Origin of the sequence: Rhodobacter sp. TJ_12 (assembly GCF_020023995.1) — a bacterium.
Classification (GTDB): domain Bacteria; phylum Pseudomonadota; class Alphaproteobacteria; order Rhodobacterales; family Rhodobacteraceae; genus Rhodobacter.
Genome location: NZ_NRRD01000016.1, coordinates 16,255 through 42,573, shown reverse-complemented (window position 1 = coordinate 42,573; position 26,319 = coordinate 16,255). Strand labels below are relative to the sequence as shown.

Here is a 26,319-nt window from a genome sequence, read left to right as displayed (position 1 = left end):
GGCTTTCCGGCGCGCTTGGCGCCGGGGGGCTTCCACAGCCTGGAGGATGCAATGATTGAGAAGGGCTTCACCCAACCCACCGACCGTATTACGCGGTTGAAGAACCAGATCCTGAACGCCCGGCCGCATGTCGAGGCGGAACGGGCGGTCTTGGCCACCGAGGCCTATAAGGCGACCGAAGGTCTGCCCGCAATCTTGCGCCGCGCCAAGGTGGTGGAGAAAATCTTCGCCGAACTGCCGATCACGATCCGTGACGACGAACTTGTGGTGGGCTCGATCACCATCAACCCGCGCTCGACCGAAATCTGCCCCGAATTCAGCTTTGACTGGGTCGAAAAAGAATTCGAAACCATGGCCGGCCGCGTTGCCGACCCGTTTGAAATCCCGAAAGAAACCGCCGCAGCGCTGCATGAAGCGTTCAAATATTGGCCCGGTCACACCACCTCCGACCTTGCGGCGGCTTACATGTCGCAAACCGCGAAAGATTGTATTGCCAATGGCGTTTTCACGGTGGGCAACTACTTCTATGGCGGCGTGGGCCACGTTTGCGTGGACTACGGCAAGATCCTGCAAATCGGCTTCTCCGGCGTGATCATGGAAGCGATCCGGCTGCGCGAGCAACTGGATGACAAAGACCCCGACGCGATCAAGAAGAACCAGTTCTACACGTCGGTCATCATCGCCTACAAAGCCGCGATCGACTTTGCACACCGCTATGCGGACAAAGCCGCCGAACTGGCGAGCGCCTGCACCAACCCGACGCGCAAAGCGGAACTCGAGCAAATCTCGAAAAACTGCCGCCGCGTGCCGGAACATGGCGCGACCACCTTCTGGGAAGCGTGCCAGACGATGTGGTTCATCCAATGCATGCTGCAAATCGAAAGCTCGGGCCACTCGATCTCGCCCGGCCGCTTCGACCAATATATGTATCCCTATCTGAAAGCCGACAGCGCGATCAGCCGCGACTTCGCGCAAGAACTGATCGACTGCATCTGGATCAAACTCAACGACGTCAACAAAACGCGCGATGAAGTTTCGGCCCAGGCCTTCGCGGGCTATGCGGTGTTCCAAAACCTCTGCGTGGGGGGGCAAACCGAAGACGGGCTCGATGCGACGAACGACGTTTCCTACATGTGTATGGATGCCGTTGCTCACGTGCGCCTTCCGGCGCCCTCGTTCTCGATCCGTGTGTGGCAAGGCACACCCGATGAGTTCTTGCATCGTGCCGCCGAAGTTGTGCGCCTCGGCCTTGGTGTCCCGGCTGTTTACAACGACGAAGTGATCATCCCCTCGCTGCAAAACCGTGGTGTTTCGCTGGCCGATGCCCGCGACTATGGCATCGTTGGCTGCGTGGAACCGCAAGCGATCCACCGCACCGAAGGGTGGCACGACGCGGCCTTCTTCAACGTGGCCAAAGTGCTTGAGATCACGCTCAACAACGGCAAAGTGGGCAACACCCAGCTTGGCCCGGTCACCGGCGACGCGAAAGACTGGACATCGCTCGAAGACTTCTATGCCGCCTTCAGCGGTCAGATGTCCTTCTTCGTCAAATACTTGGCCGAAGCCGACAACTGTGTCGACATCGCCCATGCCGAACGCGCGCCGCTGCCGTTCCTTTCGGCGATGGTCGATGACTGCATGGGGCGCGGCAAATCGGTCCAAGAAGGTGGGGCGATCTACAACTTCACCGGCCCGCAAGCCTTCGGTGTCGCTGACACCGGTGACTCGGTCTATGCGATGAAGAAATTCGTCTGGGACGACAAAAAACTCACCATGGCGGAACTGAAGGAAGCGCTGGACGCGAACTTCGGCATGGCGATGGGGGCGGATGCGCCGACCGGCGAAATGAGCGAGGCGCAAATCTACGAAGCGGTGAAAAAGGTGCTTGCCACCAATGCGTCGCTCGATGTCGCCGCGCTCAAAGACGAAGTCTATCGCACGCTCTCGAAAGGGGCCGCGCCGGTCGACGGGTCGAAATACGAAGGCATCCGCCGCCTGCTCGACTCTGCCGAAGCCTTTGGCAACGACAATGACGACGTCGACTTGATCGCCCGCAAATGTGCGCAGATCTACTGCAAAGAAGTGGAAAAATACACCAACCCGCGTGGTGGCCAATTCCAGGCCGGGATCTACCCGGTGTCGGCCAACGTGCTTTTCGGCAAGGATGTGGGCGCGCTGCCCGATGGCCGCCCGGCCAAACTCCCCCTCGCCGATGGCGTGTCGCCGCGCCAAGGCAAAGACCGTCTCGGCCCGACGGCTGCGGCCAACTCGGTGGCAAAACTCGACCACTTCATCGCCTCGAACGGCACGCTCTACAACCAGAAATTCCTGCCCTCCGCTTTGGCTGGTGACACTGGTCTGCAGAACTTCGCATCGCTTGTGCGGTCCTACTTCGACCACAAAGGCATGCACGTGCAGTTCAACGTGATCGACCGCGAAACGCTGCTGAAAGCGCAGAAAAACCCCGAGGATTACAACGACCTCGTGGTGCGGGTGGCTGGGTATTCGGCACAGTTCGTCGTGCTCGCCAAAGAAGTGCAAGACGACATCATCAGCCGCACCGAGCAAGCGTTCTAAGCGCTCTCCCGCAGGCCCCGCCGCCCATGGCGGGACCTGCCCTCCGGGGGGCATCGGCGCACTCCTCCCCTCCCGCGCCGATGCCCTCCGGGCCGATCTCTCGCCAAACAGGTGTTCCGATGACCCGCTACCAAACCTTCACGCCCCGCACCGAGATCGTCTTCGGCGATGGGCTGCTGGAGCGCCTGCACGCCTATCGTGGCCAGCGCGTCGGCATTGTGACCGATGAATTCATGGCCAAATCCGGCCCGCTGGATCGGGTGATGGGTTACCTTGATGGCTGCCAGGTGAAAGTTTTCGCCGAAGCGATCCCCGAACCGCCGCTTGCCACCGTTTCGGCTGGCGCGCGCCTCTTTGCTGACTTCCGCCCCGATGTGGTGCTGGCCCTTGGCGGCGGCTCCCCGATCGATGCGGCCAAAGCGATCTTGGCTGTGGTGCGCGGCATGGACCCGGCGCATCCGATCCGCCTTGTGGCCATTCCGACCACCTCCGGCACTGGCTCTGAAGTGACCGCCTTTGCGGTGATCTCGGATCCAGCCAACAACCGCAAATTCCCGCTGATTTCCCCCGATCTGATCCCCGATGTGGCGATCTTGGACCCGGAATTCGTGCGAACCGCTCCGCCCAAAGTCACCGCTGATACCGGCATGGATGTGATCACCCATGCGATTGAAGCGGTCGTGGCCCGAGGGGCATCGAACTTCACCGATGCCTTTGCCGAAAAAGCGCTTGAGCTGGCCTTTGCCGCCCTGCCCAAGGCCTTTGACAAGGGCAATGACATCGCCGCCCGCGATGCGATGCACCAAGCCTCTTGCCTTGCGGGCATGGCCTTCACCGAGGCTGGCCTTGGCATCAACCACGGCCTTGCCCATGCCATCGGCGGACAATTCCATCTGGTACATGGCCGGATCAACGCGATCTTGCTGCCCCATGTCATCGCCTGGAACGCGGGCCTTTTGGACCATGCGCCCGAGACCCGCGAAACCGCCGCCCGTTATGCCCGCATCGCGCAGCGCGTCGGGCTGGATGTGCCCGGCACCCGGGCCGGTGTCGTCGCCCTGATCCGTGCCATCGAAGCGCTGAACGCGCGCTTTGCGATCCCCGCCAGCTTGCGGGGGCTCGGCCTCGATATCGGGGCCTACCGTCGGGCGATCCCCGACCTTGCGGCAGCCGCCTATGCGGATGCCTGCACCGCGGGCAACCCGCGGCGTCCCGGACTTGCGGAGTTGTCGATGCTCCTTGACCGGGCCGGCGGTTGAATCGGGGAGGAGCACGCCTGGCACAGCGCAAAGAACCCGATTTCCCCAATTTAACCAACGTTTGAACACCGGAAACCAAGGAGAAAGTCATGCAACAAGAAGCACTCGGGATGGTCGAGACCAAAGGTTTGGTCGCCGCCGTGGAAGCCGCCGATGCAATGGTCAAATCGGCCAATGTGGCGATGGTCGGCTATGAAAAAATCGGCTCGGGCCTCGTTACCGTGATGGTGCGCGGCGATGTCGGCGCGGTCAAAGCCGCCACCGACGCCGGTGCCGTGGCTGCCGAAAAAGTCGGCTCGGTCGTGTCGGTTCATGTGATCCCGCGTCCCCATACCGAAGTCGAGAAAATCCTGCCGGCCGCGAAAGCCTGAGCCCCATCCTAAGAAGGAGGATCAACGATGAAAGACGATCTCGTTGAAAAACTGATGGGCGAGGTGATGGCGAAAATGGGCGCAACCGCGCCCGCCGCCGCACCGGCCTGTGACCCTGCGCCCGCGCCGAAAGCCGCCCCCAAGGCCTGCAACCTGACCGAATTCGTTGGCACCGCCATCGGCAATACGGTCGGTTTGGTGATCGCCAATGTGGACCCGCTGCTGCATGAAAAAATGAACATCGACAAGAAATACCGCTCCATCGGTATTGTCGGTGCGCGCACGGGCGCTGGGCCGCATATCTTTGCTGCCGATGAAGCGGTGAAGGCCACCAACAGCGAAGTTGTTCTGATCGAACTGCCGCGCGACACCGAAGGCGGCGCCGGTCACGGCTCGCTTATTCTGTTTGGCGCGGAAGACGTGTCGGATGCACGCCGCGCGGTCGAAGTGACGCTTGCGGAACTCGAACGCACCTTTGGCGACGTTTATGGCAGCTCGGCCGGGCATCTGGAATTCCAGTATACCGCCCGCGCCTCTTATGCGCTCAACAAAGCCTTCGGCGCGCCGCTGGGCCAAGCCTTCGGCATCACCGTGGGGGCCCCCGCCGCGATTGGGGTTTTGATGGCAGATACCGCCGCCAAAGCCGCAACTGTCGAGCCGGTGGCCTATTCCTCGCCCGGCAACGGCGGCACCAGCTACTCCAACGAAGTAATCCTGTGCTTCACCGGAGACTCGGGCGCGGTGCGGCAATCGATCATCGCCGCGCGCGAGGTCGGCAAGCAGGTGCTCTCTGCCCTTGATGGGGCCGAGATCGTCTCTTCGACCAAACCCTACATCTAAGAGTGAAAGGAAATCGTCATGTCGGAACAAAGCCTTGGACTGATCGAGACGCTTGGCCTGGCAACGGCTGTGACGGCTGCGGATGCGGCGATGAAATCGGCCAATGTCACGCTGGTCGGCTATGAATTCGCCAAGGGCGACGGCATGACGATGGTCAAACTCCGCGGCGATGTGGGGGCGGTGAAAGCCGCTATCGCCGCGGCAGAAGCGGCTGCGGGGCGCGTCGGACGGGTGGTTGCCACCCGGGTCATCGCACGCCCCGCCCGCGGTCTAACAGTGTTGGTGGAAAGCCGGGACACGGTCGGCTGGCACGCGGTGGCGGCCAATGCGCCTGCCGCCGCACGCGTCGAAACCCCGCCGAAAGAGCCCGAAGCCCAAGCCCCCGCCGTCTTGGACACCCCGTCCTTGGAGCGCGCGCCCGCCGACGCCCCTTCTGAGACACAAAGCACCCCGCCGGCGCCGGACGCCCTGCCGCCCTCAAAGCCAGCCGCTGAAGCGGAACCGGTGCCCGCACCCGAACCGGCCGCCAAGGGCGGCCCCGTTCCCGAGCCGGACCCCAAATCCCCCGCGCGGTCGCGCCCCGTCCGCCCGACGAAGGGCCCAAAGAACCGCTAAGACCCGCGACGCGCAAGGACAAAAGAAATGAACATCACCACCCCGATGATTGAGCGCATCGTCGCAGAGCTTCTGGCCGAAGGCCGCGCCCCGGCAGCCGATCTGGCGCAGCCAGCCAAGGATCCTGCACTCGTGCCAGTGGGCGTTTCAAACCGCCATATCCACCTGTCGCGCCCGGATATGGATATTCTGTTCGGCCCCGGCGCGACGCTGACGCGGATGAAGGCGATGAAACAGCCCGGCCAATATGCGGCCAAAGAAACCGTGACCCTGCGCGGCCCGAAAGGCGAAATCGGCAAGGTTCGGGTGTTGGGGCCGCTGCGCAAAGACACGCAGATCGAGGTCTCTGTGGCCGATGGTTTCGCGCTGGGCATCAAGCCGCCGATGCGGATGTCGGGCAAGCTTGAAGATTCCGCCGGGTTGACCGTGGTTGGCCCCAAAGGCGCAGTCGTCAAGCAATCGGGCGTGATCGTCGCGCTGCGCCATATCCATATGGCCCCTGCCGATGCGGCACGCCTGGGGCTGCGCAATGGCGACAGCGTCGATGTGGAGGTCAGCGGCCCGCGCGGCGGCATCATGCGCCATGTCGCGATCCGCTCTGACGAAGTCTCTGCCACCGAAATGCATATCGACATCGAAGAGGCCAATGCCTTTGGGCTGAAAAACGACGCACTGGTGCGTGTTCGCAAGGTGTAAGGAGGCGGTGATGTCCGGATCCGATGCCCTTTTGCGTGACTTCGGGGCGCTTTTGCGGGCGGGGGCGATCGTGCCGCGCGATGCGCGCGCCGAAGGTCCGCTGAGTGTCGGCGTCGATCTGGGCACGGCAAATCTTGTGCTTGCGGTGGTCGATGCGGCGGGGCGGCCCGTGGCGGGCCTCACCGAACGGTCGGGCGGTATCCGCGACGGGATCGTGGTCGATTGGCCCGAAACCGTGCGCGCCGTGCGGCGGATGAAAGCCGAGTTGGAAACCCGTCTGGGCACGCCCTTGCACCGCGCCGCCACCGCGATCCCGCCGGGCATCCATCCGGGCAGCGCGAAAGCGATCGGCAATGTGATCGAAGCCGCCGGTTTCCAGCTTGCCTGCATCGTCGATGAACCCGTGGCCGCCGCGCGCGTGCTGGGGGTCAAAGACGGGGCGGTGGTCGACGTGGGCGGCGGCACCACGGGTATTTCAATCCTCAAAGCGGGCAAAGTGCTGACCTCGGTCGATGAAGCCACCGGCGGCACACATATGACGCTGGTTCTGGCCGGGGCGCTGCGGCTCGAAACGGCGGCCGCCGAGGCTTACAAGCTCGACCCGGCGCACGCGCGCGATGTGTTCGCACTGGTGCGCCCGGTGGTGGACAAAATGGCCGCGATCGTCGCAACGGTGCTGACGGATTACCCCGGGCTTGACGCGGTGCATGTGGTGGGCGGCGCGTGTAGCTTTGAGGATTTCACGCCAGTCTTCGAAAAGCACCTTGGCCGCCAGGTCATCAAACCGGTCGAGCCTTTGCTTGTCACCCCGCTCGGGATTGCGCTTTTTGCCGGGGAGGCCCGGTGATGGATCTCGACCGTATCTTGATCGATGCGCTTTCGGACCGGATCGTAGCGGCGCTAAAGGCGCGGGCCAGCCGGGCGCTGGTGGTGTTTACCGAGGCCGATCTTGGGCTGGAACCGGCGCTCGCCGGGATCGAGACCCTGTGCGCGGCAGGCTGGACCGGCGACTGGCTTGCCGCGCCCGAATTGCGCACCTCTGTGGCCCCGCGCCTGTCCCTGCCGGAACTGACGGAGACGCCGCGCCTGATGCGGTTTGGTCTGGTTCTGGTGCCCACGCTCAGCCTGTCGGCGGCGGCGAAAGTGGCGACCGGCATCGCCGATGATCCGGTGTCAAAAGTGCTGGGCGAGGCGCTGGATCGTGGCCTGCGGATCGTGGCGGCGCGCGATGGTGTCTGCCCCGATGGGCGCGAGCGCGCCGCGCGAGGTCTGGCCCCGGCAAATCCGGCGCGGCGCGCGATCATGTCGGGCCATCTCGCAAGCCTAGCCGCGCAGGGGGTGGAACTGTGCTGGGCCGCGCGCCTGGCCACCACCGTTCAGGGTGGCAAGGCCACCACGACGGCGCTGGCCGCACCGGTCCAGCAATCGGGCATTTTCGGCTGGCAGCAGGCACGCGCCTGCACCGGCCCCGAACTGCGGCTGGGGCGCGCGGTGCGCCTAACACCGCTTGCCGCCGAAAGCTTGTCGGAGCGCGGCATCCGGCTGATCCAAGAGTGAGGAGCGATCATGTATCTTGCAAAAGTCATCGGACGGGTCGTCGCCACCACCAAGGATGTCAGCCTTTCGGGTGCGAAGCTTTTGATCGTGCGCCGCCTCGACGCGCAGCTTTGCCCCGAAGGCTGGAACGAAATCGCAGTCGATACCGTGGGCGCGGGCGATGGCGAAACCGTCATCGTCACAACCGGCAGCGCCGGGCGCTTTGCAGGCACTTTTGACCATTCGGTGGTCGATGCATCTATCGTCGCGATTGTTGACACGGTCGAATGCCAGCGCGGGGTGGAGGGCTAAGCGATGTCCACACTCGATACGATCTTGGCCACCGAGCTTGCCGCCCGCCGCCCGCTGACGCTGGCAGAGGCCACGCGCATCGCCGCCTTAGCCGAGCTTGAGGCCCGCCGGATCGCGCTGCCGGTCTGCATCGCGCTGTGCGATCCGGCAGGCGAGCCGCTTTTGTTCCACCGCATGGATGGCGCGCTGCCTGCCTCGATCACGCTCGCCCCCGCCAAGGCGCGCACCGCCGCACGCTACAGGATGGGAACCGATGAATTGGGCCGCCAAGCGCAAACGGGCGCGATGCTTGAGGGTTTGGGCGCCGCCGAAACCGGCACCGTGCTGTTTGGCGGCGGCCTGCCGATCTGGGCGGGCGCCGCCGTGCTTGGCGCCATCGGGATCAGCGGCGGCGGCGTCGCACAGGACATGCAGATCGCCCAGTCAGCGATTGCAGGACATTGGGGCGCGGCCCTGACGAAAGGACAAGTGAAATGAAAGATATAGATATTGAAAATGCCGTCGCCCGCGTGCTGAGCGGTTACATCGCGACCCCCGCGACCGCGCCTACGTCCGCACCGGATTTCAAACCCGCCACCGAAGGCTGCGGATGGGCCCCCACGAAGCCTGCCGATCCGACGGATGATATCATTGGCGGCATCCTGCCCCGCGCCCTAGCGGCACGCAATTGTTCCTGCTGCAAAGCCAGCGATTGCAAAGGCACGGCGGGATGTCTGTCGATTTCGGATGCCGAGGCGGTTGAACTGGGCGACGGGGTTTTTGCCACGATGGATGCCGCCATCGAGGCCGCTGCCGAGGCGCAAAAACAATATCTCTTTTGCACGATGGCCGACCGCAAACGCTTCGTCGAAGGCATTCGCGCGGCCTTCACCGACCAAGAGATCCTTGAGCGAATTTCGCGCCTGACGGTCGAGCAAACCGGCATGGGCAATCTGGGCCATAAGATCATTAAGAACCGCTTGGCCGCCGAAAAAACCCCGGGCGTCGAAGATCTGACCACCGAGGCGCAAAGCGGCGACGATGGGCTGACACTGGTGGAACTGTCGCCCTTTGGCGTGATCGGCGCGATCACCCCCACCACCAACCCCACCGAAACGGTGATCTGCAATTCCATCGGCATGCTGGCAGCGGGCAATGCGGCGGTGTTCAGCCCCCACCCGCGCGCCAAAGGCGTGTCGCTTCTGGCGATCAAGCTGATCAACCGCAAACTGGCGGCGCTTGGCGCGCCCGCGAACCTTGTTGTGACGGTGCAGGCCCCCTCGATCGAGAACACCAATGCGATGATGGCACATCCCAAGGTGCGCATGCTTGTGGCCACCGGCGGCCCCGGTATCGTGCGCACGGTGATGTCGACCGGCAAGAAAGCCATTGGCGCCGGTGCGGGCAACCCGCCCGTGGTGGTCGATGAAACCGCCGATATTCCGAAAGCCGCGCAAGACATCGTGAATGGGGCAAGTTTCGACAACAACATGCCCTGTATCGCGGAAAAAGAGGTGATCGTCGTCGATCAAGCCGCCGATTTCCTGATCTCTGAAATGCAGCGCAATGGCGCCTATCTGGTAACAGAGCCGGAGGTTCTCAAAAATCTTGAAGCGCGGGTGCTGACCGAAAAAGGCGGACCGCAAACCGATTGCGTGGGCAAGTCTGCGGCGTGGCTGCTGCAACAGGTGGGGATCAAGGCGGCCCCCGAGGTACGGTTGATCCTTTTGGAAGCCAAGAAAGACCACCCCTTCGTGCAAGAAGAGCTGATGATGCCGATCTTGCCGGTGGTGCGGGTGCCTAATGTCGATGAGGCGATTGATCTGGCCGTCGATCTGGAACACGGCAACCGCCACACCGCGATCATGCATTCGACCAATGTGCGCAAACTGACGAAGATGGCGAAGCTGATCCAGACGACGATCTTTGTGAAAAACGGCCCCTCTTACGCCGGGATCGGCGTGGGCGGCGAAGGATACACCACCTTCACCATCGCCGGCCCGACGGGCGAGGGACTGACCTCGCCGCGCTCTTTCGCGCGTCGCCGCAAATGCGTGATGGTCGAAGCGCTGAACGTGCGCTGAGACCCAAGATCGAGGACAAAGCCATGCAAATTCGCATCATCAACGCACCGCAAGACAACCTGTTCGACATGCTTGCGCGCCGCGTCGCGCCGCATGTGCGCAAATGGGTAGACGAAAACCCGGTTTCTGCGATGGGGCTGGTGCAGGCCTCTGTCCCCGATCTGTTCTACTTCGCCGATATCGCCTCGAAATCGGCCAATGTGATGACGGTGGAACTGTTCGGCACCTGCCCGCAAACCACCACCACCTTGGCCGTTTTGGGCGAAACCTCGGCCGTGCGCGCGGCGATGGCCGCCATCGAAGAGGCCAGTGGCCCCGCTTTCTGAGCCCTCCCCCACAGGCTCAGCCCTAAATAAGGAAGTCCCCCATGTCCGTCATTGACACCACCGCCGAAGGCACCGTCTTCGATATTCAGCGCTATTCGATCCATGACGGGCCTGGGGTGCGCACAATCGTGTTTTTGAAAGGGTGCCCGCTGCGCTGCCGCTGGTGTTCCAACCCCGAATCGCAGGCGCCGGAACCGGAACTCTTCTTCCGCGCCTCGGCCTGCATCGGCTGCGGGCAATGCCTGCCCGTCTGCCCGGTGCAGGCGCTATCGAAGACCAATCCCGGTTTTGTGGATCGGTCGAAATGCATCAAATGTGGCGAATGCACCAAGGTCTGCCCGACCGAGGCGCTTAAACGCACGGGGCGGCGCATGACGCTGGCCGAAGTGATGCAAGAACTGCGCAAAGACGCGATCCACTATCGCCGCTCTGGCGGGGGCGTGACGCTTTCGGGCGGCGAGCCGCTGATGCAATCCGCCTTTGCCAAACAGCTTTTGATGGCCTGCCATGAACAAGGCTGGAATACCGCGATGGAAACCACGGGCTGCACCACCCGCGAAGTGATCCGCGATGTGATCCCGCATGTCGATAACCTGCTGATGGATATCAAGGCCATCGACCCGGCGGTGCATCAGGCCAATACCGGCGTCGATAACCGCATCATTTTGGAAAATGCGCTGATTGCCGCCTCGCTCAGCCCCAATCCGGTGGTGCGCGTGCCGGTGGTGCCCGGCGTGAACGACAATGAACGCGAAATCGCTGCGATTGCCCATTTCGCAACGCTAATGCCCAAGGTGAACACTGTGCATCTGCTGCCCTATCACAGCTTTGGCGAGAACAAATACACGCTTCTGGGCCGCCAAAGCCCAATGGGGGCGACCAAAGATCTACGCCCCGATGCGATCCTGCCGCTTAAAGCCGTGGTCGAGGCCGCCGGGCTCAATTGCATGATCGGCGGTTGATCCGCCGCCGCCCAAAGATGCACCGCAAACACCTGTTTAATCGGTAAAATCTTGAGACCAAAGGGGGGCAAAATTTGCGCTAGGTCAGTTTTTGCGGGGCGTGTTTGCGCTAAAGACCGGAGGAAGATGCGGACTCGGACCGGGGTCGCGCCCAAAGTCCCAAGACTGTTGGGGTGTCAGAGAAACGCGGTGTCGGGCCGCATACCTCTGACACGTGGCGCCGAGGGGTGTTCGATGGGGCATCGGTCAAAAATGGGAAGGGGTTGGCATGGGAAGCGGCGTTCCGTTCGGCCATCCTGCAGGGTCGGTGCAGGATGTTCTGGCGTATGAAAGAGCTGGGGCGCGACCACCTCCAGAATTGATCGCGGGGCAGCGCTCCGACACGGCAAGCCCCGCCGAAAAAGCAGCCCGGCGCCGTAAGCTTGCCGATCTGATGAGCACCGAAATGCTGCAAAAGGTGCAAGACAACTTCTCGGCCGCGGTCGGCGTGGCGATGGTGATTGTGGACCCCGATGGCGCCCCGGTGACGCAGCCCTCGGGCTTTTCGCCCTTTTGCGCAGCTGTGCGCCAACGCGCGGACTGGCGCGAGCGGTGCTTTCACTGCGATGCGGTGGGCGGGCGCACGGCGCTTTCGACCGGGGAACCGGCAATCTACAAATGCCACTGTCAGCTTGTGGATTTTGCCGCCCCAATCATCATGCGCGGCGAATATCTGGGCGCGGTGATCTGTGGGCAGGTCAAACTCGACAAGCGCCATTCCGGCCCCGATTTCGTGGACCTGTCGAACATCTTCCCGACCGAGGGCTCTTGGAGCGAAGACGACGACCTGCTGAAACTGCACAGCGAAATCGGCGAGATCAGCTATGAGCGGCTACGCTCTGCCGCCTATTCGCTTTACTACATCGCCTCGCATATCGTCGAGGAAAGCTATTCCAACGGCGTCACACAAGAGCTTTACGCCAAGAACCTGCGGCTGGCCGAGGAATCGCAGCGCCGCGCGGAACTGGAGCGGTTGCTGCGCGAGGCGGAATTGCAGGCGCTGTCCTATCAGGTGAACCCGCATTTCCTTTTTAATGTGCTCAACACGATCGGACGGTTGGCGCTGGTGGAAGGCGCGCCCGAAACCGAAACCACCGTGCATGCTTTCGCCGATATGATGCGCTACATCCTCAAGCGCTCCGGTTCGCAATTCGTGCCGCTGCGCACCGAGGTGGACCACGTCCGTAACTATCTTTATTTGCTGAAAATCCGGCTGGGTGACCGGTTCGATTTCACGCTTGATGCCCCCGAGGAATTCGACAAGGTGCTGTGCCCCTTCATGGTGCTGCATCCGATCGTCGAAAACTGCATCAACTACGCCATCGAGCCGATGGAAAGCAGCGGCTTGATCGAGGTGTCGCTGTATCGTGACGGATCGGATGTAATCATCGACGTGCTCGACAATGGCCCCGGCATCAGCGCGGAGCGCCGCGTGGAGGTGCTGCGCGGCGAGGCCGATCACGGCGGGCGCAAAAGCATTGGCGTTTACAACATCCACGCCCGGATGAAGCAGTATTTCGGCGACAGCCACGGGGTCGAGATCATGAGCCCGTTCCGCCAAGGTCGCGGCACGCTGGTGCGGCTGCGCCTGCCGATCGACTTCGATCCGTGCGATTTCTAAGACCGGAGGCGCCAATGGCCGATATTGTGATCGTCGAGGACGAAGAACTGGAACGCCGCGCCCTGCGCACGATTCTGGAACGCGATCTGCCCGGCGCAAAGGTGGTGGGCGAAGCGAAGAACGGCGCAGAGGCGGTGCAACTGATCGAAAGCCGCCCGATTGACCTGATGCTGCTCGATATCCGGATTCCGCGCCCGAATGGCTTGGAGATTCTGGAGATGCTGCGCACCAAGCAATTGCCCACCAAAGTGCTAATCATCACCGCCTATGATCATTTTGAAATCATGCAAGCCGCAATCCAGCAGCGCGCGGATGGATTTCTGCTCAAGCCCGTGCGCACCGAAACCTTGCTGAAAACGGTGCAAGATTGTTTGCAAGCGGCACCCGCGCCCAACGTGCCGCGCGCCCCTGTCCCCTCTGCCCGGCTGGGCCCCGTCCCCTGCCCGGCGCGACCGGACCCCATCGTCGCCCCCGCCCCGGTGCAAGATGCCGACACAATCCGCGAACGTCTTGGCGCGCTGGTGCAGGCCCATGCCTACCGCGACTGTCTCACGCTGGTGCGCCGCCAGATCGAGGCGCTGCACGCGCATCGCGAAACCGCGCCGCGCCAAGGCGTGCTTGATCTGTCGGAAATCCTGACCGATCTGGTGGCTTGCACCGGACGTCCGCTGCCCGAAGCGTTGGCGCGCAAGATCGAGGCGCTGACCGCGCAACGGCTGGACCAGCGCAACCACTACAAGGTTCAAGAGCTTTTCAGCGAAATCACTGATCTGCTGTTTGATCCCGAAGAAGATCAGGGCCGCTCGGCACAAGCGCGCGTTGAAGGGGTGCGCAACTACATCGAACGCAATCTGCACAAGCCGATCACGCTCGAAGATGCCGCCGAACATGTGCATCTTAGCGCCTGCTATCTTAGTCGGCTCTTCCATAAGCAAATGGGCCTGACCTTCATCGCCTATCTGAAAGACCGCCGGCTGGAACGGGCGAAGGAGCTTTTGACAAGCTCTACCCTGCCCATTGTCAATGTGGCGCTGGACCTTGCCTATCAAGACGCGAATTATTTCTGCAAAGCGTTCAAGAAAGGGGTCGGGCTGTCGCCCAGCGAATACCGCAGGCGCGCCTTGCTGGTTGCAGATCCCGGGACCGTGCAGCCCTCTATTGGGTGATGCGGCCCTGCGCATCTGCCCCCAAACCCCTCAAATTTCCTGAAAATACAAGGGATTGAACCTTTTAACTTCATGAAATCTTGGGGATTTTACCCGATCCTGGAGGTGCGGCGCATACTCTTCACAGGGGTCTTGGGTGACGACCTACACCTTCTCGGGCTATAATTTCACAGATTACGTGCCGGTCAGCGGGGCCCCCGCCGTCGGCGCCACGTTCCGCATTAGCCCGGATTTCGACGCCGCTGCCGATGCGCTGACCTTTACCCTTGATGATGACGACACCACGCTTTCGGGCTCCAGCGGGTCGAACCTTGATAGCACACAGCAAACCGGCACCGTTACCGATGGCTCTGGCAGCACGATCTACACCGGCGTGCTGCGCGTGGGCTGGCAGGCGACCTTTACCCTGCCCGATGGGTCTACCGTGCATGTCTGGGATGTCTGGACGGGGAACAGTGGCGGTTCCCGCGTCGGGCTGATTGCGGATGGCGAATTGCCACCGGGCGTTACCTTCCAGATCACCGATTACCTCGATACCTCCGATGGCGCCACTTGGCCCAGCTATAGCACCATTGCCACCCCCACCACCGACCCGGACAGCGACCAGACCATTTTGGGCGGCACGCTGGCAGATTCGCTTTACGGCGGCGCCGGCAATGACAGTATCAATGCCGGTGCTGGCAATGACACCGTTGATGGCGGGTCGGGCAATGACACCATCGACGGCGGCACGGGCAATGATGCGATTTATGGCGGCACAGGCGACGACAGCCTGACCGGCGGCAGTGGCGACGATCAGATCTGGGGCGATGATGGCGCCGATACCCTGTCAGGCGGCGCGGGCACCGATAACCTTACAGGCGGCGCTGGCGATGATCTGTTCTTGATCAACGACGCCGATGACGTCGACAATATCGATGGCGGCACCGACACCGACACGATTGCCTTTAGCGCTAGCACCCAGGGTGTGACGGCCACATGGTCGGGCGTGACCTCTGGCACGTATGATTTTGACGGCACGACCGGCACGGGCACGTTCAACAATATTGAATCGATCAGCGGCACCGATCACGACGACACATTCGACGCCGCGCTTGCGGGGGCGGGCGTGTCGCTTGATGGGGGCGCAGGCGATGATGTCATCACCGGGTCGGATTTTGCCGACAGCCTGCGCGGCGGCACCGGCAGCGACACGATCACCACCGGCACTGGCGCCGATACGATTGCCGCCACCGCAGGCGACAGCGGCATCGACACCGTCACCGATTTCGACCTGACGGGACTGGGCAGCGGGCCGACCACCGACCAGCTGGATACATCGGCATTGACCGGCGGCACTGGCGCGGGCGGCACGGTCCGCGCTTTCGATGTGGACGTCAGGGATGACGGTTTGGGCAATGCGCTTTTGACCTTTCCCTCCGGAGAGCAGTTGGTGCTCACCGGTGTCGACTATACCACGATCAACTCGGCCTCTAGTCTGCATGCCATGGGCATTCCCTGCTTTGTCGCAGGCACGCGGATCGCCACGCCACAAGGGCCGCGCCTGATTGAAGACATTCGCGTGGGCGATCTGGTCCTGACCCGTGATAGCGGCGCGCAACCTGTGATCTGGCATGCCGCCCGCGCCCTTGGCCCGAAGGCGCTGGCCGGGCGCGCCGCATTGCGCCCGGTCGAGGTTTTTGCCGCCCCCGGCGAGCTGCGCCCCTTGCGCGTTTCGGCCCAACATGCGGTGCTGGTGCCAATCGATGGCACCGCGCATCTGGTGCGTGCCGGTCATCTTGCCGCGCTGGCCCCAAAGCGTGCCCGCGTGATGCACAGCCGCAAACGGGTCAGCTATCATCACCTTCTGCTGCCGGCCCATGCATTGATCTGCGCCGAAGGACACTGGAGCGAAAGCCTTTGGCCCGGGCCGATGGCCTTTGCCGCGCTTTCTCCCGCAGACCGCTTGGGCTTGTTGCGCCTGCGCCCCGATCTCGCCCGCGGTCTTTTGGGGCTCGCCCCGGTCGAACGCGCCTATGGTCCCCCCGCGCAGGTGATCCTGCGCCGACGCGACGTGCAACACCTTCTGCGCGCCCACGCTGCCGCCTAAGACGAAACGGTCTGCGCGCAGAGTTTGATTTCCCCTTCGACTTTGAAAAATATCCCGGGGGTGCGGGGGCAGCGCCCCCGCCGGGTCGGCCCGCGCAAGCGGGGCGAAACCCACTTTCCCCTTGCGCCGCGACCGGTTCGCTCTATCTTTTTGCCCACCTCGGGGTGCCCAATCGGGCTGAGATGCGCTTGCGCGAACCCGTCGAACCTGAACCGGTTAAGACCGGCGGAGGGAAGGTGCCGGTCGCTCCGGCCTGACCCCGCCCGGCAGGCCATTGGAGACACATATGACCAAACCTCTGATGCTTGCGGGATGTCTTTTGGCGGCGCTGCCCGCCTATGCAGAAGATGCCCCCACGCTTACTGTCTATGCGCCCGAATATTTCACCTCGGACTGGGGCCCCGGCCCCAAGATCGAGGCGGGGTTCGAGGCAACCTGCGCCTGCGATCTGCGCTTTGTCGCGGGCGATGTGCTGCCCCGGATTTTGCTCGAAGGCGAGGACACCGATGCCGATGTGGTGATCGGGCTGAACACCGATCTGTCGGCGCGGGCCCGCGCCACCGGCCTTTTCGCGCCCCATCGGCAGGACCTGTCGCGGCTGACTTTGCCGATTGCGTGGGAAGACGACATCTTCCTGCCCTTTGACTGGTCGGAACTGGCCTTTGTCTATGACCGCACCCGGTTGAGCCATCCGCCCGCCTCGTTCGCCGATCTGCTCGACGCCCCCGAAGACGCCTATAAAATCGCGATCCAAGACCCGCGCGCCTCGACCTCGGGTCTCGCGCTGCTGTTGTGGATGAAGCATCTTTACGGCGAAGATGCTGGCGAGGCTTGGGCCAAACTCTCGCCCAAGGTGCTGACCGTGACGCAAGACTGGTCGGCCAGTTACGGTCTTTTCACCGCGGGCGAGGCGGATATGGTGCTCAGCTTCACCACTTCGCCCGCCTATCATCTGATTGCTGAGGAAGATGACACCAAGGCCGCCGCGATTTTCCCCGAAGGTCATTACCTTTACTTTGAACTGGCCGCCCAGTTGAAAAGCGCAAAACACCCCGATCTGGCGCAGGCATTTATGGATTACATCTTGTCCGATGATTTCCAATCGATGATCGCCACCGCCAACTGGTCTTATCCAGTGATCGAAAAACCGGGCTTCCTGCCCGCAGGCTTTGCCGCCCTGCCGCGCGCGGAAACCGCCTTTTTCTACCCCGAGGCCGAGGCCGAAGCCCTGCGCGGCCCGGCGGTCGAGGAATGGCGCGCGAATTTCGGCAAATGATCCCGGCGGCTCTGGCCGCTGCGCTTGTCGCCGCGCTGGTGCTGGCCCCCCTTGGCGCGGTGATGCTCCGTGCCGGGGGACTTTCGGCGCTGACACCCTCGGACCTTGATGCGCTGTGGTTCACGCTGTGGCAAGCGGCGCTTTCGGCGCTGTTAAGCTGTGCGCTGGCGGTGCCGGTCGCACGCGCGCTACACCGGCGCCGGTTTCCGGGGCGCGGGCTGTTCATTGCCGCTTTGGGCGCGCCGTTTCTGTTGCCGACGATTGTGGCGGTGATGGGCCTTTTGGCGATTTTGGGGCGGCGCGGGCTCTTGAATGGGATCTTGAACGCGCTCGGCCTGCCCGACATATCGCTTTACGGCCCACAGGGCGTGGTGGTGGCGCATGTGTTTTTGAACCTGCCGCTGGCCACGCGGATGATCTTGCAGGGCTGGCAGGCGATCCCGGCAGAACGGGTGCGGCTCGCGCTGTCGCTGGGCCTGCCCCCGGCGCAGATCAGCCGTCATCTGGAACGCCCGATGCTGCGCGCGGTGCTGCCCGGCGCGGGCCTTGCGATCTTTCTGGTCTGCCTGACCTCTTTTGCCGTGGCGCTGACGCTGGGCGGCGGGCCGCGCGCCTCGACGCTGGAAGTGGCAATTTATCAGGCGTTTCGCTTCGATGCCGATCTGGGGCGCGCCGCCGCGCTGTCGGTGTTGCAAATCGCGCTGGCGCTCGCCGCCTTGGCCATTGCCGCCCGCATCACCCTGCCCAGCAGCTTCGGGGCCGGGTTGGATCGCGCGCTGCCGGCCCGGCTTGCCCCCGGGCTGGGCCACAGGCTGAAAGACGGCATTGCCATTTTGGGAACGGGGGCCTTTTTGTTGGTCCCATTGGGGGCGATCGCCCTGCGCGGAATTGCCGAACTGCCCAGTCTGCCTGCCTCGGTCTGGCACGCGGCGCTGACCTCTTGCCTCATCGCCTTGGGGGCAACGGCCGTGACGCTGGCGCTGGCGCTGCCGCTTGCTCTGGCCGCGCCCCGCGCGCGCTGGGCCGAGGCGGTGGCGATGCTGCCCTTGGCCGCCTCGGCGCTGGTGCTGGGCACCGGGCTTTTCGTGATCTTGCGCCCGGCTCTGCCCCCCGCATCGTTGGCCCTGCCCGTCACGCTTTTGGTCAATGCCGCGCTGAGCCTGCCGTTTGCGCTACGGCTTTTGCTGCCCGAAGTGCGCACCCTACAAGCCGATTACGACCGGCTGGCGGGCAGCCTTGGGCTGCAGGGGCTTGCGCGGCTGCGGGTTCTGACCCTGCCCCGACTGGCGCGCCCCTTGGGCTTTTCAGCCGGGATCGCGGCGGCCTTCTCGATGGGCGATCTGGGGGTCATCACGCTTTTTTCCGACGGGCGCACGCAAACCTTGCCGCTGGCCCTTTACAGCCTGATGGGCAGCTACAGAATGGATCAGGCTGCCGGGGCCGCCTGTTTGTTGATGATGCTGACCTTTGGCCTTTATGCCCTGTTCGACCGGATCGGAGCCCATGCTGACCCTCGATAAGCTTTTGATCGTGCAAGACGATTTTCGCTTAAGTGCGGATTTCACACTGGCGCGCGGCACCCGCACCGCCGTCTTGGGGCCTTCGGGGGCAGGCAAATCCACGCTGTTGACCACATTGGCGGGCTTTGTCGTGCCCAGCGCGGGGCGGGTGCTGTGGGAGGACACAGATATCACCGACATGGCCCCCGGCGCGCGCCCTTTGTCGATCCTGTTTCAAGATCAAAATCTGTTTCCGCATCTCAGCGTAGCGCAGAACCTTGGGCTTGGCATCTCCCCCCGCCCCCGGTTGAGCGGCGCGGAGCAAGCCCAAATTGCCGCCGCGTTGGAGCGGGTCGGGCTGGCGGGGCTGGGCGCGCGCAAACCCGGCGCGCTGTCGGGCGGCCAACAAGGGCGGGTGGCGCTGGCGCGGTGCCTGTTGCGCGCGCGCCCGCTGTTGCTGCTGGATGAGCCGTTCGCCGCGCTTGGCCCCGCGCTCAAGGCCGATATGCTGGCGCTCGTGGCCGAGATTGCTGCGGAACAGGGCACCACTGTGGTGATGGTCAGCCACGATCCCGCCGATGCCGAGGCGCTTTGCCCGCAAACCGTGCTTTTGGCCGAAGGAGTTGCGGCGCCCCCCCAACCCACCGCCGCGCTGCTGGCCGACCCGCCGCCTGCGCTTGCGGCCTATCTGGGCCGCTAGGCCACAGATCCGCCGCTCACTGGCCTGTGCCTTTGCAAGCCCTTGCCGCACCGGTATAAACAAGCGGATGTACCGCCCAGCCGGATGGGCCCAGACGGATGGACCAACGATGATTTCGAAAGCCACACTGATTTTGCCGCTTGCATTGGCCGCCACGCTGGCAGGCTGCGGCCCCGCCACGCAAGACCCCACGCCGCAAGATCCGATGCCCGTGCCGCATTTGACCCCGCCGGTTTCGCAAGATGGCGCGCTTGAAGCGCGCGAGCCCGACACCTGCCACGCGATCGATTACGCTAGTGCCTTGGGGCAACCCGCCGCGATCATCCCGACGCTGGGCATCACGCAACCGATCAATGTGGTTGAATGGCGGGGCATCGAACCGCAGGAATACAATGCCCAGCGGATCGTGTTCCGGCTTGATGCGAGCGGCAATATCTTCAACATCGATTGCGGCTAACATTCTGACAAAAAAAGGAAACGGGGGCTTTCGCCCCCGATTTCACATCTTGAACCGCCCGTGACAATCCTTGCAGGCGGCGGTCACAGGTTCCAGCGTGCGCGCCAAGGCTCCGGCATCGCTGCCGTCCAATTCTTCGACCGCCTTGATTAGACGGTTGGTCTTTTGTCGAAACTCAGAACGCGCGGTCCAGATGGCGGGTTGCGCCGTCGATTCCGGGTCATCGGCGGGCGTTTTGAACGCGGGGCCAACCTTGGCCGCCCCGTCGCGCAAGGCAGCAATCGTGGCCTCGATCTGCGCGGGATCGAACGCGGCCTTACCAGTTGCGGCCAGCCCCAAAACTTTGGTCTGTGCCTTGAAGGATTGCATCAGCGCGATGCGGGCCTTCACATCGGGGTCTTTGGCGTCTTCCGCATGCACCAAAGCCGGGGCAAGGCTAAGCGCCAGCGCCATCAGGGGGATCAATCTCGATTGCATCGGGGCCTCCTTTTCAGAGGCAAGATGTGGCCTGGGAAGCGACTTGGCAAGCAAGCCCGTATCACGAAACGTCCAACGGTGATGACGCAAAGAAAAAACCCCGCCCTGCCGGACGGGGTCTTTTACGCGAAAGCCGCCCCGGCGAGCGAACTGGGTGGGGGCTGTTGACCGCCCACCGGGGCTTCAGCGTTTTCCGCTGCGTTCCCTTTTCGCTGCGAAAGCGGGCGCAACTGGGCAGGACAAAGGGCATTTTGCGGGCCATTTGCGGGCGAGATTAAGACAAGGTAAATTGGCCGCCCGCACATTGCGCGTGGGCATTGATTTGCGCGTGGCGCGGTGTCACCATTCTGTCATGACGTTGCAGCCGCCCAACCCGTTTCCCACGCCCGCCTCTGCCCCCGCGCAAGTGGCTTTTGACCGGTTCGAGCTGGGGGCCATCTTGACGGTTTATGGGCGCATGGTGGCCATGACCGAAGCGCGCGACTACGCGATGAATTTCGCGCGCGATCACGCGGTCTTTGCCATCTTTCGGCGCACCGCCGAAACCCCGCTTTACCGGATCGAAAAGCGCCCCGCCCTGCGCAACAAACAAGGCCAATATGCATTGATCGGGGCCGAAGGGCAGATGCTCAAGCGCGGCCATGAACTGGCCCCGGTGCTGCGTGTGATCGAACGCAAGCTTATTCGGGCGGTCGACTAGGCCAAAGCCGGGCGCTTGCGGCCAAACCAGTGCGCCTCCCCACTTTGCGCGATCCGGTCTAGACAGTCGTCGATGGGTTCATAGACCACCGCCATCGCATGGCCATTGGCGTGGATCAACAGATCGGGGCTGACCGCCATGGCGATATGCCCCGCCCAAAAGCACAGATCGCCCCGCCGCGTGGGCGTATCCTCGGGCAGGAAATCGCCAAAGGCGGCGCGTTGCAGATCGCTGTCGCCGGGGCAGGCCCGACCGCAAAGCGCGAAGGCCAGTTGCACCAGCCCGGAACAATCGATCCCGAAAGCGGAATTGCCGCCCCAAAGGTAGGGCGTGCCCAAAAGCCGCTCGGCCACAGCGACCGGGTCCGTTTCGGGCGGGGCCAGCGGGCGCAGATGCGTGGCGGGCACCCAGCCCTCTGGCGTTTGTGCCAGATCACCCGCGTGCCCCAACACGGTGAGCCGCGCGCCCAAAGACAGCGCGCCCTGCTCGCCGCGCTTGATCGAAGGGTGGCGGTAAAGATGCGTGCCGCGCGTGGCAACAACATGGGTCGGGATCTGGTGCGGGGCCAGCGCATCGGCGGCGACCCAGCCGCAATACCCATCCCGTGCCGCTTGCACAAAGGCATGCGTATCGCGCCGCTCGATCACCGTGACCGCGGCCCCGTAGATCAGTTGCCGGTCCCGCGCGCCCCCCCATGTCACCGCCAAATCAACCACTGGCGCGGCAATGCGGGCGGGATCGCCGGGCACGAACGCCTCTGCCGCAACCTGCTCGCGCAGAGGTTCCAACGCAAAGCGGCCCGAAAACGGGGTCAGGCGCGGATCGCTCATAGATCGAAAAGCTGCGTCAGCGCGCCCAGAACCGCGCGCCCGCCCTGCCCAAAGCCGCCTTTGCTGCGCCCCGGGGCTGCCGTGGGTTGCCACGCATAAAGGTCGAAATGGGCAAACCTGTCGGCCTCGGTCACGAAGCGGCGCAAAAACAGCGCCGCAGTGATCGATCCCGCCATGCCACCCGAGGGCGCATTGTCCAGATCGGCGATACCCGGCTCGATCTGCGCCTCATAAGGTGCCCAAAACGGCATCCGCCAAAGCGGGTCCGCATGGGTCTGGCTGGCGGCGGCCAAGGCTTCGGCCAGCGGCGTATCGTCGGTGTAAAAGGGTGGCAGATCTGGCCCCAGCGCCACCCGGGCCGCCCCGGTCAACGTCGCCATGCAGCAAATCAGATCGGGGGCTTCCTCGTCGGCGGCGGCCAAAGCATCGGCCAGCACCAGCCGCCCTTCGGCATCGGTATTGTTGATCTCGACCGTCAGGCCCTTGCGCGAGGTGAAGATATCGCCGGGCCGGAACGCATTGCCCGCGACCGCATTTTCCACCGCCGGGATCAAAACGCGCAAACGCACCGGCAGGCCAAGCGCCATGATCATATGCGCGGTGGCCAGCGTATTGGCCGCCCCGCCCATATCCTTCTTCATCAATCCCATACTCGACCCCGGCTTGAGGTTGAGCCCGCCCGTGTCAAAGCACACCCCCTTGCCGACAAGCGCCACCTCTGGCCCTGCGGTGCCCCAGCGCAGCTCGATCAGACGGGGGGCACGCGGGCTGGCGGCGCCCACGGCATGAATAAGCGGATAGCCCTGCGCCAAAAGATCATCGCCAACCACAGCGCTGACCGTAGCCCCATGCAGCGCACCAAGCGCACGGGTAGCGGTCTCAAGCTCTGCCGGGCCCAGATCGTTTGCGGGGGTATTGACCAGATCGCGCGCCAAAGCCTCTGCCTCGGCGAGGGCTTCCAGCCGCGCGGCATTAACGCCCTCGGGGGCGACGAGCCGGGCCTCCGGCAGCTTGGCTTCGGCATAACGGTCAAAGCGATAACCTTCGAACAGAAAGCCCAGCGCCTCAGCGGCCCAATCGGCTTCGGGCAGATCGCCAGCCAAAGACCATGCGCGGCCCGGCAGCTTTGCCGCCAGCCCAGCCAAGGTGAAACGGCTGCGCGCACGCTTTTGCGCGGTGCCATAACCGCCCAGCGCGCCCGCCAACGCGCCGCTTTCGTCGACCAGCAGACACAGGCTGCCCGCGGCCCCCGTAAAGCCCTGCGCATTGGCAAAAGACGCTTGCGCTGGGGTCAGCACCGCAGGCAGCGGCGCACCTTGTTCGATGAGGTAAAGCGGCAAGGCTTGGACCCCGGCGGGCGCAAAACGCATCTCGGGGCGGAAACGGAAAAGATCGGTCATGAGGGCAACCTTGGGCAATTTCGCGGCATTGGACGGTTAACCCAAGCCTAGCGCGCCCGACGCTGCCCGCAAGCCCCGAACGGATCAGATCCGCATGTCCTGCAAATCCCACACGGCGGTCAGCGAGCGTTCCGCAATTCGCACCAGGCGCGCCAAAACGGCCGCCTGCGCGACCGGGTCGCGCCGTTCGACACAGCTTGCAAGGTCTTCGGCCACCCGCGTCAGCATCACCATGCCGACCTGACCGGCAAGCTTTGCCATTTCCGTCGCGGCACGGCCCAACAGTTCCACCCGGCCTTCTTTCTCGGCCAATTGCGCGGCCACCAGATGCGTTGCCAGATCTTCCATCGCGGCAGCAATCAGCCGCTCCGCGCCCAATTCGCCCAGTTCGGCGTAAATCACCACAAGCCTGTCCGGATCGAGCCGAACAGGCTCGTCCATCCGCAGTTTCTCGATTGCGCTCACCCCAAGCCTCCGCTTTCCTACCTCGGCCCCCACGGCCGCGGCCAGATTGGCGCGCAAGGATCAAGAAAAGGTTGAGAGGTGACGAAAAAACCCTCGCATTTATAGGGTTTGCACCCTATTTCAGCCGAAAGCAGCGATGGGGATGACGATGAAAGAGCATGTGCGGCCCTTGCCCTCTTACCTTGTGAACCGCTACCAAGGCTGGCGCGCCACCAGCTATAGCGAAAATCGCCCCTGGTATCGCCGCCTTGCCGATGCTGGCCAACACCCCCGCGCCATGGTTATTTCGTGCTGCGACTCTCGGGTGCATGTGACCTCCATCTTCGGCGCGGATGAGGGCGAATTTTTCATCCACCGCAACATCGCGAACCTTGTGCCGCCGTTCAACCCGGATGGCGATCATCACGGCACTTCGGCGGCGATCGAATATGCGGTGACCACGCTCAAGGTCGCGCATGTTATCGTTCTGGGTCATTCGCAATGCGGCGGTGTTGCTGGCTGCCATGCGCTGTGCACTGGCCAAGCCCCGCATCTAGAGGATAAAACCTCTTTCATCGGCACGTGGCTGAACCTGTTGCGCCCCGGTTTTGAGCGGGTGCAGCATGTCCCCGAGCCCGAGCGCGTCACCGCGCTTGAACAAGCCTCGGTGGTGATCAGCTTGGAAAACCTGCTGACCTTCCCCTTTGTGCGCGACGCGGTCGCCAAGGGCGACATGAGCCTGCACGGGCTTTGGAACGACATCGGCGAAGGCACGCTTTGGCAATACAACCCCGATGAAGACGTCTTCGAGGTGATCTGAAAAAGGCTTAACGGGTTTTACCGCTTTTTAAGCTTAATGGGCGAATCTCGGTTCATGACCCAGAACCGACTCGTCACCCTTCGCCTGCCGACCGACCTGATCGCCAAGATCGAGGTGGCCGCACGCCTGCATGAAGAAACGCCTGCCGAACTGATCCGTCGTGCGCTTTCCGAGGCGCTCGAAGAGGTGCCCTCGGCGGTGCATAAAAGCGAACTGGCAGCCCTGTCGAATGCGTTTGAAAACGCGCAGGGCTGGCTCGATTTACAAGCCAAGCTGCGCAAGATCGGCTTTGTGCTGCGCCTTGAAGAGGAGCGGCTTGGCCTGCACGAATGGCCCTCGGACCGATTTGTCCTTTGGGTCGAAGAGATCGGCCATTCCTTGGCCGAACTGATGTTGCAATTCCGCGCCCCCTTCCCCGGCGCACTCACCCGCAAAGCGGGGCTTGCGGCAAGCGGGGTCAGCCGATCAGGCTCGGGGCGACGACCGGGGCGGGCTGCCTAAAGGCACTTCGCCACACCGCCAGAATGGCGGCGTCATGCGGCCCCCTGAACCCGGGGGCCAGGACCTGACCTTCGCGCAGAATGCCCTCGGTCAGGTACCTCAAACATGCTGTGACCCGGTGCCGTCACAGCGCAGGGCAGGCGCGCCAAGCGCGCCCGCCGCCCGTGTGGCGCTTTGACGTGATTGGGAGCGGCTCAGGCCGATTCCATCGCCTGCGCCAGCGCTGCCATCATTTGCTGGGCGTTCATCGCGCCGAACGTGCCCGCAAGCGTCTTGTCATACACCAGCACCGTCCCAAGACCATAGGACGACAAATCCACATGGATGCGGCAATGGGCCGAAAGCCGTTTGTGCGCGGCATCAAGCGACCAATTCGAGATTTCGACACGGATCGTGGGGTTTTGATGGACGATCTTGTCTTGATCGCCATGCACTTCAAACGGGCCCGCGGCGGTATGGCCACTGACAAGCCCGCTCCATTGCGCCTCAAACGACATGCCGAATTTATCCGGCCCCATCTCCACCAAGGTGAGCGTGATCTCGCTCTTTTCGATGCCGAACAGCCCGTAAGAGCGTTTGTCGGTTTGCTTGTCGATCACGTGATTCATAGGCTTACCCTCCCTAGCCCCGTAAAAGGACTTACCCGCCGGGGCGTTACGAGCCTTTTAAAGCGACGGGGGACCCGACCCGATCCCCCGCGCTTACCCAAAAGCCTAGCGCCTTTGCACGATTCGCTCAACCTT

The 26,319-nt window shown here is 63.3% G+C and carries 28 protein-coding genes and 1 riboswitch; of the genes, 23 read left to right on the top strand and 5 right to left on the bottom strand.

What is annotated here, in order from left to right; genetic code table 11:
* Positions 1-51 precede the first annotated feature (51 nt).
* From CKO11_RS12105 to CKO11_RS12010, 20 genes are all read left to right on the top strand, one after another.
* On the top strand, positions 52-2,577 hold the full coding sequence (locus tag CKO11_RS12105; RefSeq protein WP_223639078.1) for a glycyl radical protein: 2,526 nt from the start codon (positions 52-54) through the stop codon (positions 2,575-2,577).
* 119 nt (positions 2,578-2,696) lie between these two features.
* The gene (locus tag CKO11_RS12100) at positions 2,697-3,836 is read left to right on the top strand and encodes a 1-propanol dehydrogenase PduQ (protein WP_223639076.1); all 1,140 of its coding nucleotides are present in this window, start codon (positions 2,697-2,699) and stop codon (positions 3,834-3,836) included.
* A gap of 89 nt (positions 3,837-3,925) precedes the next feature.
* Positions 3,926-4,207, top strand: a complete 282-nt coding sequence (gene pduA, locus CKO11_RS12095; RefSeq protein WP_223639073.1) for a propanediol utilization microcompartment protein PduA — start codon at positions 3,926-3,928, stop codon at positions 4,205-4,207.
* 27 nt (positions 4,208-4,234) lie between these two features.
* A complete protein-coding gene (pduB, locus tag CKO11_RS12090) occupies positions 4,235-5,047 on the top strand; it encodes a propanediol utilization microcompartment protein PduB (protein WP_223639070.1) in 813 nt (270 codons plus the stop codon).
* 18 nt (positions 5,048-5,065) lie between these two features.
* Positions 5,066-5,662, top strand: a complete 597-nt coding sequence (locus tag CKO11_RS17570; protein ID WP_317851807.1) for a BMC domain-containing protein — start codon at positions 5,066-5,068, stop codon at positions 5,660-5,662.
* Between the two features lie 27 nt (positions 5,663-5,689).
* Positions 5,690-6,358 carry a phosphate propanoyltransferase gene (locus tag CKO11_RS12080; RefSeq protein ID WP_223639067.1) on the top strand — a complete coding sequence of 223 codons (669 nt, stop codon included), beginning with the start codon at positions 5,690-5,692 and terminating at the stop codon, positions 6,356-6,358.
* 10 nt (positions 6,359-6,368) lie between these two features.
* Entirely contained in the window at positions 6,369-7,205 is an 837-nt protein-coding gene (eutJ, locus tag CKO11_RS12075) for an ethanolamine utilization protein EutJ (protein ID WP_223639064.1), read from the top strand.
* Complete coding sequence (locus CKO11_RS12070) at positions 7,205-7,915, top strand: hypothetical protein (protein ID WP_223639061.1); 711 nt, start codon at positions 7,205-7,207, stop codon at positions 7,913-7,915. The genes eutJ and CKO11_RS12070 overlap by 1 nt, the downstream gene beginning before the upstream one ends.
* Positions 7,916-7,924: 9 nt before the next feature.
* Positions 7,925-8,206 (top strand): EutN/CcmL family microcompartment protein, encoded by a 282-nt coding sequence (locus CKO11_RS12065; RefSeq protein WP_223639058.1) that lies wholly within the window; start codon positions 7,925-7,927, stop codon positions 8,204-8,206.
* 3 nt (positions 8,207-8,209) lie between these two features.
* On the top strand, positions 8,210-8,683 hold the full coding sequence (locus CKO11_RS12060) for a GlcG/HbpS family heme-binding protein (protein WP_223639055.1): 474 nt from the start codon (positions 8,210-8,212) through the stop codon (positions 8,681-8,683).
* On the top strand, positions 8,680-10,269 hold the full coding sequence (locus tag CKO11_RS12055) for an aldehyde dehydrogenase family protein (protein WP_223639021.1): 1,590 nt from the start codon (positions 8,680-8,682) through the stop codon (positions 10,267-10,269). Before CKO11_RS12060 ends, CKO11_RS12055 begins: the two co-directional genes overlap by 4 nt.
* Before the next feature lie 23 nt (positions 10,270-10,292).
* A complete protein-coding gene (locus CKO11_RS12050) occupies positions 10,293-10,595 on the top strand; it encodes a BMC domain-containing protein (RefSeq protein WP_223639018.1) in 303 nt (100 codons plus the stop codon).
* Positions 10,596-10,636: 41 nt separating this feature from the next.
* A complete protein-coding gene (locus CKO11_RS12045; protein WP_223639014.1) occupies positions 10,637-11,557 on the top strand; it encodes a glycyl-radical enzyme activating protein in 921 nt (306 codons plus the stop codon).
* 268 nt (positions 11,558-11,825) lie between these two features.
* On the top strand, positions 11,826-13,217 hold the full coding sequence (locus tag CKO11_RS12040) for a PocR ligand-binding domain-containing protein (protein ID WP_223639011.1): 1,392 nt from the start codon (positions 11,826-11,828) through the stop codon (positions 13,215-13,217).
* 14 nt (positions 13,218-13,231) lie between these two features.
* Positions 13,232-14,383 carry a response regulator gene (locus tag CKO11_RS12035; protein WP_223639008.1) on the top strand — a complete coding sequence of 384 codons (1,152 nt, stop codon included), beginning with the start codon at positions 13,232-13,234 and terminating at the stop codon, positions 14,381-14,383.
* Positions 14,384-14,519: 136 nt separating this feature from the next.
* Positions 14,520-16,472 (top strand): Hint domain-containing protein, encoded by a 1,953-nt coding sequence (locus CKO11_RS12030; RefSeq protein ID WP_223639005.1) that lies wholly within the window; start codon positions 14,520-14,522, stop codon positions 16,470-16,472.
* A gap of 150 nt (positions 16,473-16,622) precedes the next feature.
* Positions 16,623-16,723: riboswitch (TPP riboswitch) on the top strand.
* Between the two features lie 35 nt (positions 16,724-16,758).
* Complete coding sequence (locus CKO11_RS12025; protein WP_223639002.1) at positions 16,759-17,748, top strand: thiamine ABC transporter substrate binding subunit; 990 nt, start codon at positions 16,759-16,761, stop codon at positions 17,746-17,748.
* Positions 17,724-19,268 (top strand): thiamine/thiamine pyrophosphate ABC transporter permease ThiP, encoded by a 1,545-nt coding sequence (locus tag CKO11_RS12020; RefSeq protein WP_223638999.1) that lies wholly within the window; start codon positions 17,724-17,726, stop codon positions 19,266-19,268. Before CKO11_RS12025 ends, CKO11_RS12020 begins: the two co-directional genes overlap by 25 nt.
* Entirely contained in the window at positions 19,252-19,947 is a 696-nt protein-coding gene (locus CKO11_RS12015) for an ATP-binding cassette domain-containing protein (RefSeq protein ID WP_223638997.1), read from the top strand. The genes CKO11_RS12020 and CKO11_RS12015 overlap by 17 nt, the downstream gene beginning before the upstream one ends.
* A gap of 109 nt (positions 19,948-20,056) precedes the next feature.
* A complete protein-coding gene (locus CKO11_RS12010) occupies positions 20,057-20,404 on the top strand; it encodes a hypothetical protein (RefSeq protein WP_223638995.1) in 348 nt (115 codons plus the stop codon).
* A 42-nt stretch (positions 20,405-20,446) separates the two neighbouring features.
* On the opposite strand, the gene CKO11_RS12005 is transcribed toward CKO11_RS12010, so the two are convergent.
* Complete coding sequence (locus CKO11_RS12005) at positions 20,447-20,881, bottom strand: c-type cytochrome (RefSeq protein WP_223638993.1); 435 nt, start codon at positions 20,879-20,881, stop codon at positions 20,447-20,449.
* Between the two features lie 352 nt (positions 20,882-21,233).
* On the opposite strand from CKO11_RS12005, the gene CKO11_RS12000 reads away from it, so the two are divergent.
* Positions 21,234-21,581, top strand: a complete 348-nt coding sequence (locus CKO11_RS12000) for a DUF2794 domain-containing protein (protein ID WP_223639185.1) — start codon at positions 21,234-21,236, stop codon at positions 21,579-21,581.
* Here CKO11_RS12000 and CKO11_RS11995 read toward each other — a convergent pair.
* The 3 genes from CKO11_RS11995 to CKO11_RS11985 all read right to left on the bottom strand — a co-directional run bounded on the left by CKO11_RS11995 (position 21,578) and on the right by CKO11_RS11985 (position 24,276).
* On the bottom strand, positions 21,578-22,411 hold the full coding sequence (locus CKO11_RS11995) for a C40 family peptidase (RefSeq protein WP_223638991.1): 834 nt from the start codon (positions 22,409-22,411) through the stop codon (positions 21,578-21,580). The two genes, CKO11_RS12000 and CKO11_RS11995, sit on opposite strands and share 4 nt — an antisense overlap.
* Entirely contained in the window at positions 22,408-23,811 is a 1,404-nt protein-coding gene (locus CKO11_RS11990) for a leucyl aminopeptidase family protein (RefSeq protein WP_223638989.1), read from the bottom strand. The genes CKO11_RS11995 and CKO11_RS11990 overlap by 4 nt, the downstream gene beginning before the upstream one ends.
* Positions 23,812-23,895: 84 nt before the next feature.
* Complete coding sequence (locus CKO11_RS11985; protein ID WP_223638987.1) at positions 23,896-24,276, bottom strand: hypothetical protein; 381 nt, start codon at positions 24,274-24,276, stop codon at positions 23,896-23,898.
* A 148-nt stretch (positions 24,277-24,424) separates the two neighbouring features.
* On the opposite strand from CKO11_RS11985, the gene CKO11_RS11980 reads away from it, so the two are divergent.
* Positions 24,425-25,075: a carbonic anhydrase gene (locus CKO11_RS11980; RefSeq protein WP_223638985.1), complete on the top strand. Its 651-nt coding sequence runs from the start codon at positions 24,425-24,427 to the stop codon at positions 25,073-25,075.
* A gap of 54 nt (positions 25,076-25,129) precedes the next feature.
* Positions 25,130-25,576 (top strand): hypothetical protein, encoded by a 447-nt coding sequence (locus tag CKO11_RS11975; protein WP_223638983.1) that lies wholly within the window; start codon positions 25,130-25,132, stop codon positions 25,574-25,576.
* Between the two features lie 194 nt (positions 25,577-25,770).
* Here CKO11_RS11975 and CKO11_RS11970 read toward each other — a convergent pair whose 3' ends face one another.
* Positions 25,771-26,184: a hypothetical protein gene (locus tag CKO11_RS11970; RefSeq protein WP_223638980.1), complete on the bottom strand. Its 414-nt coding sequence runs from the start codon at positions 26,182-26,184 to the stop codon at positions 25,771-25,773.
* Positions 26,185-26,319 lie beyond the last annotated feature (135 nt).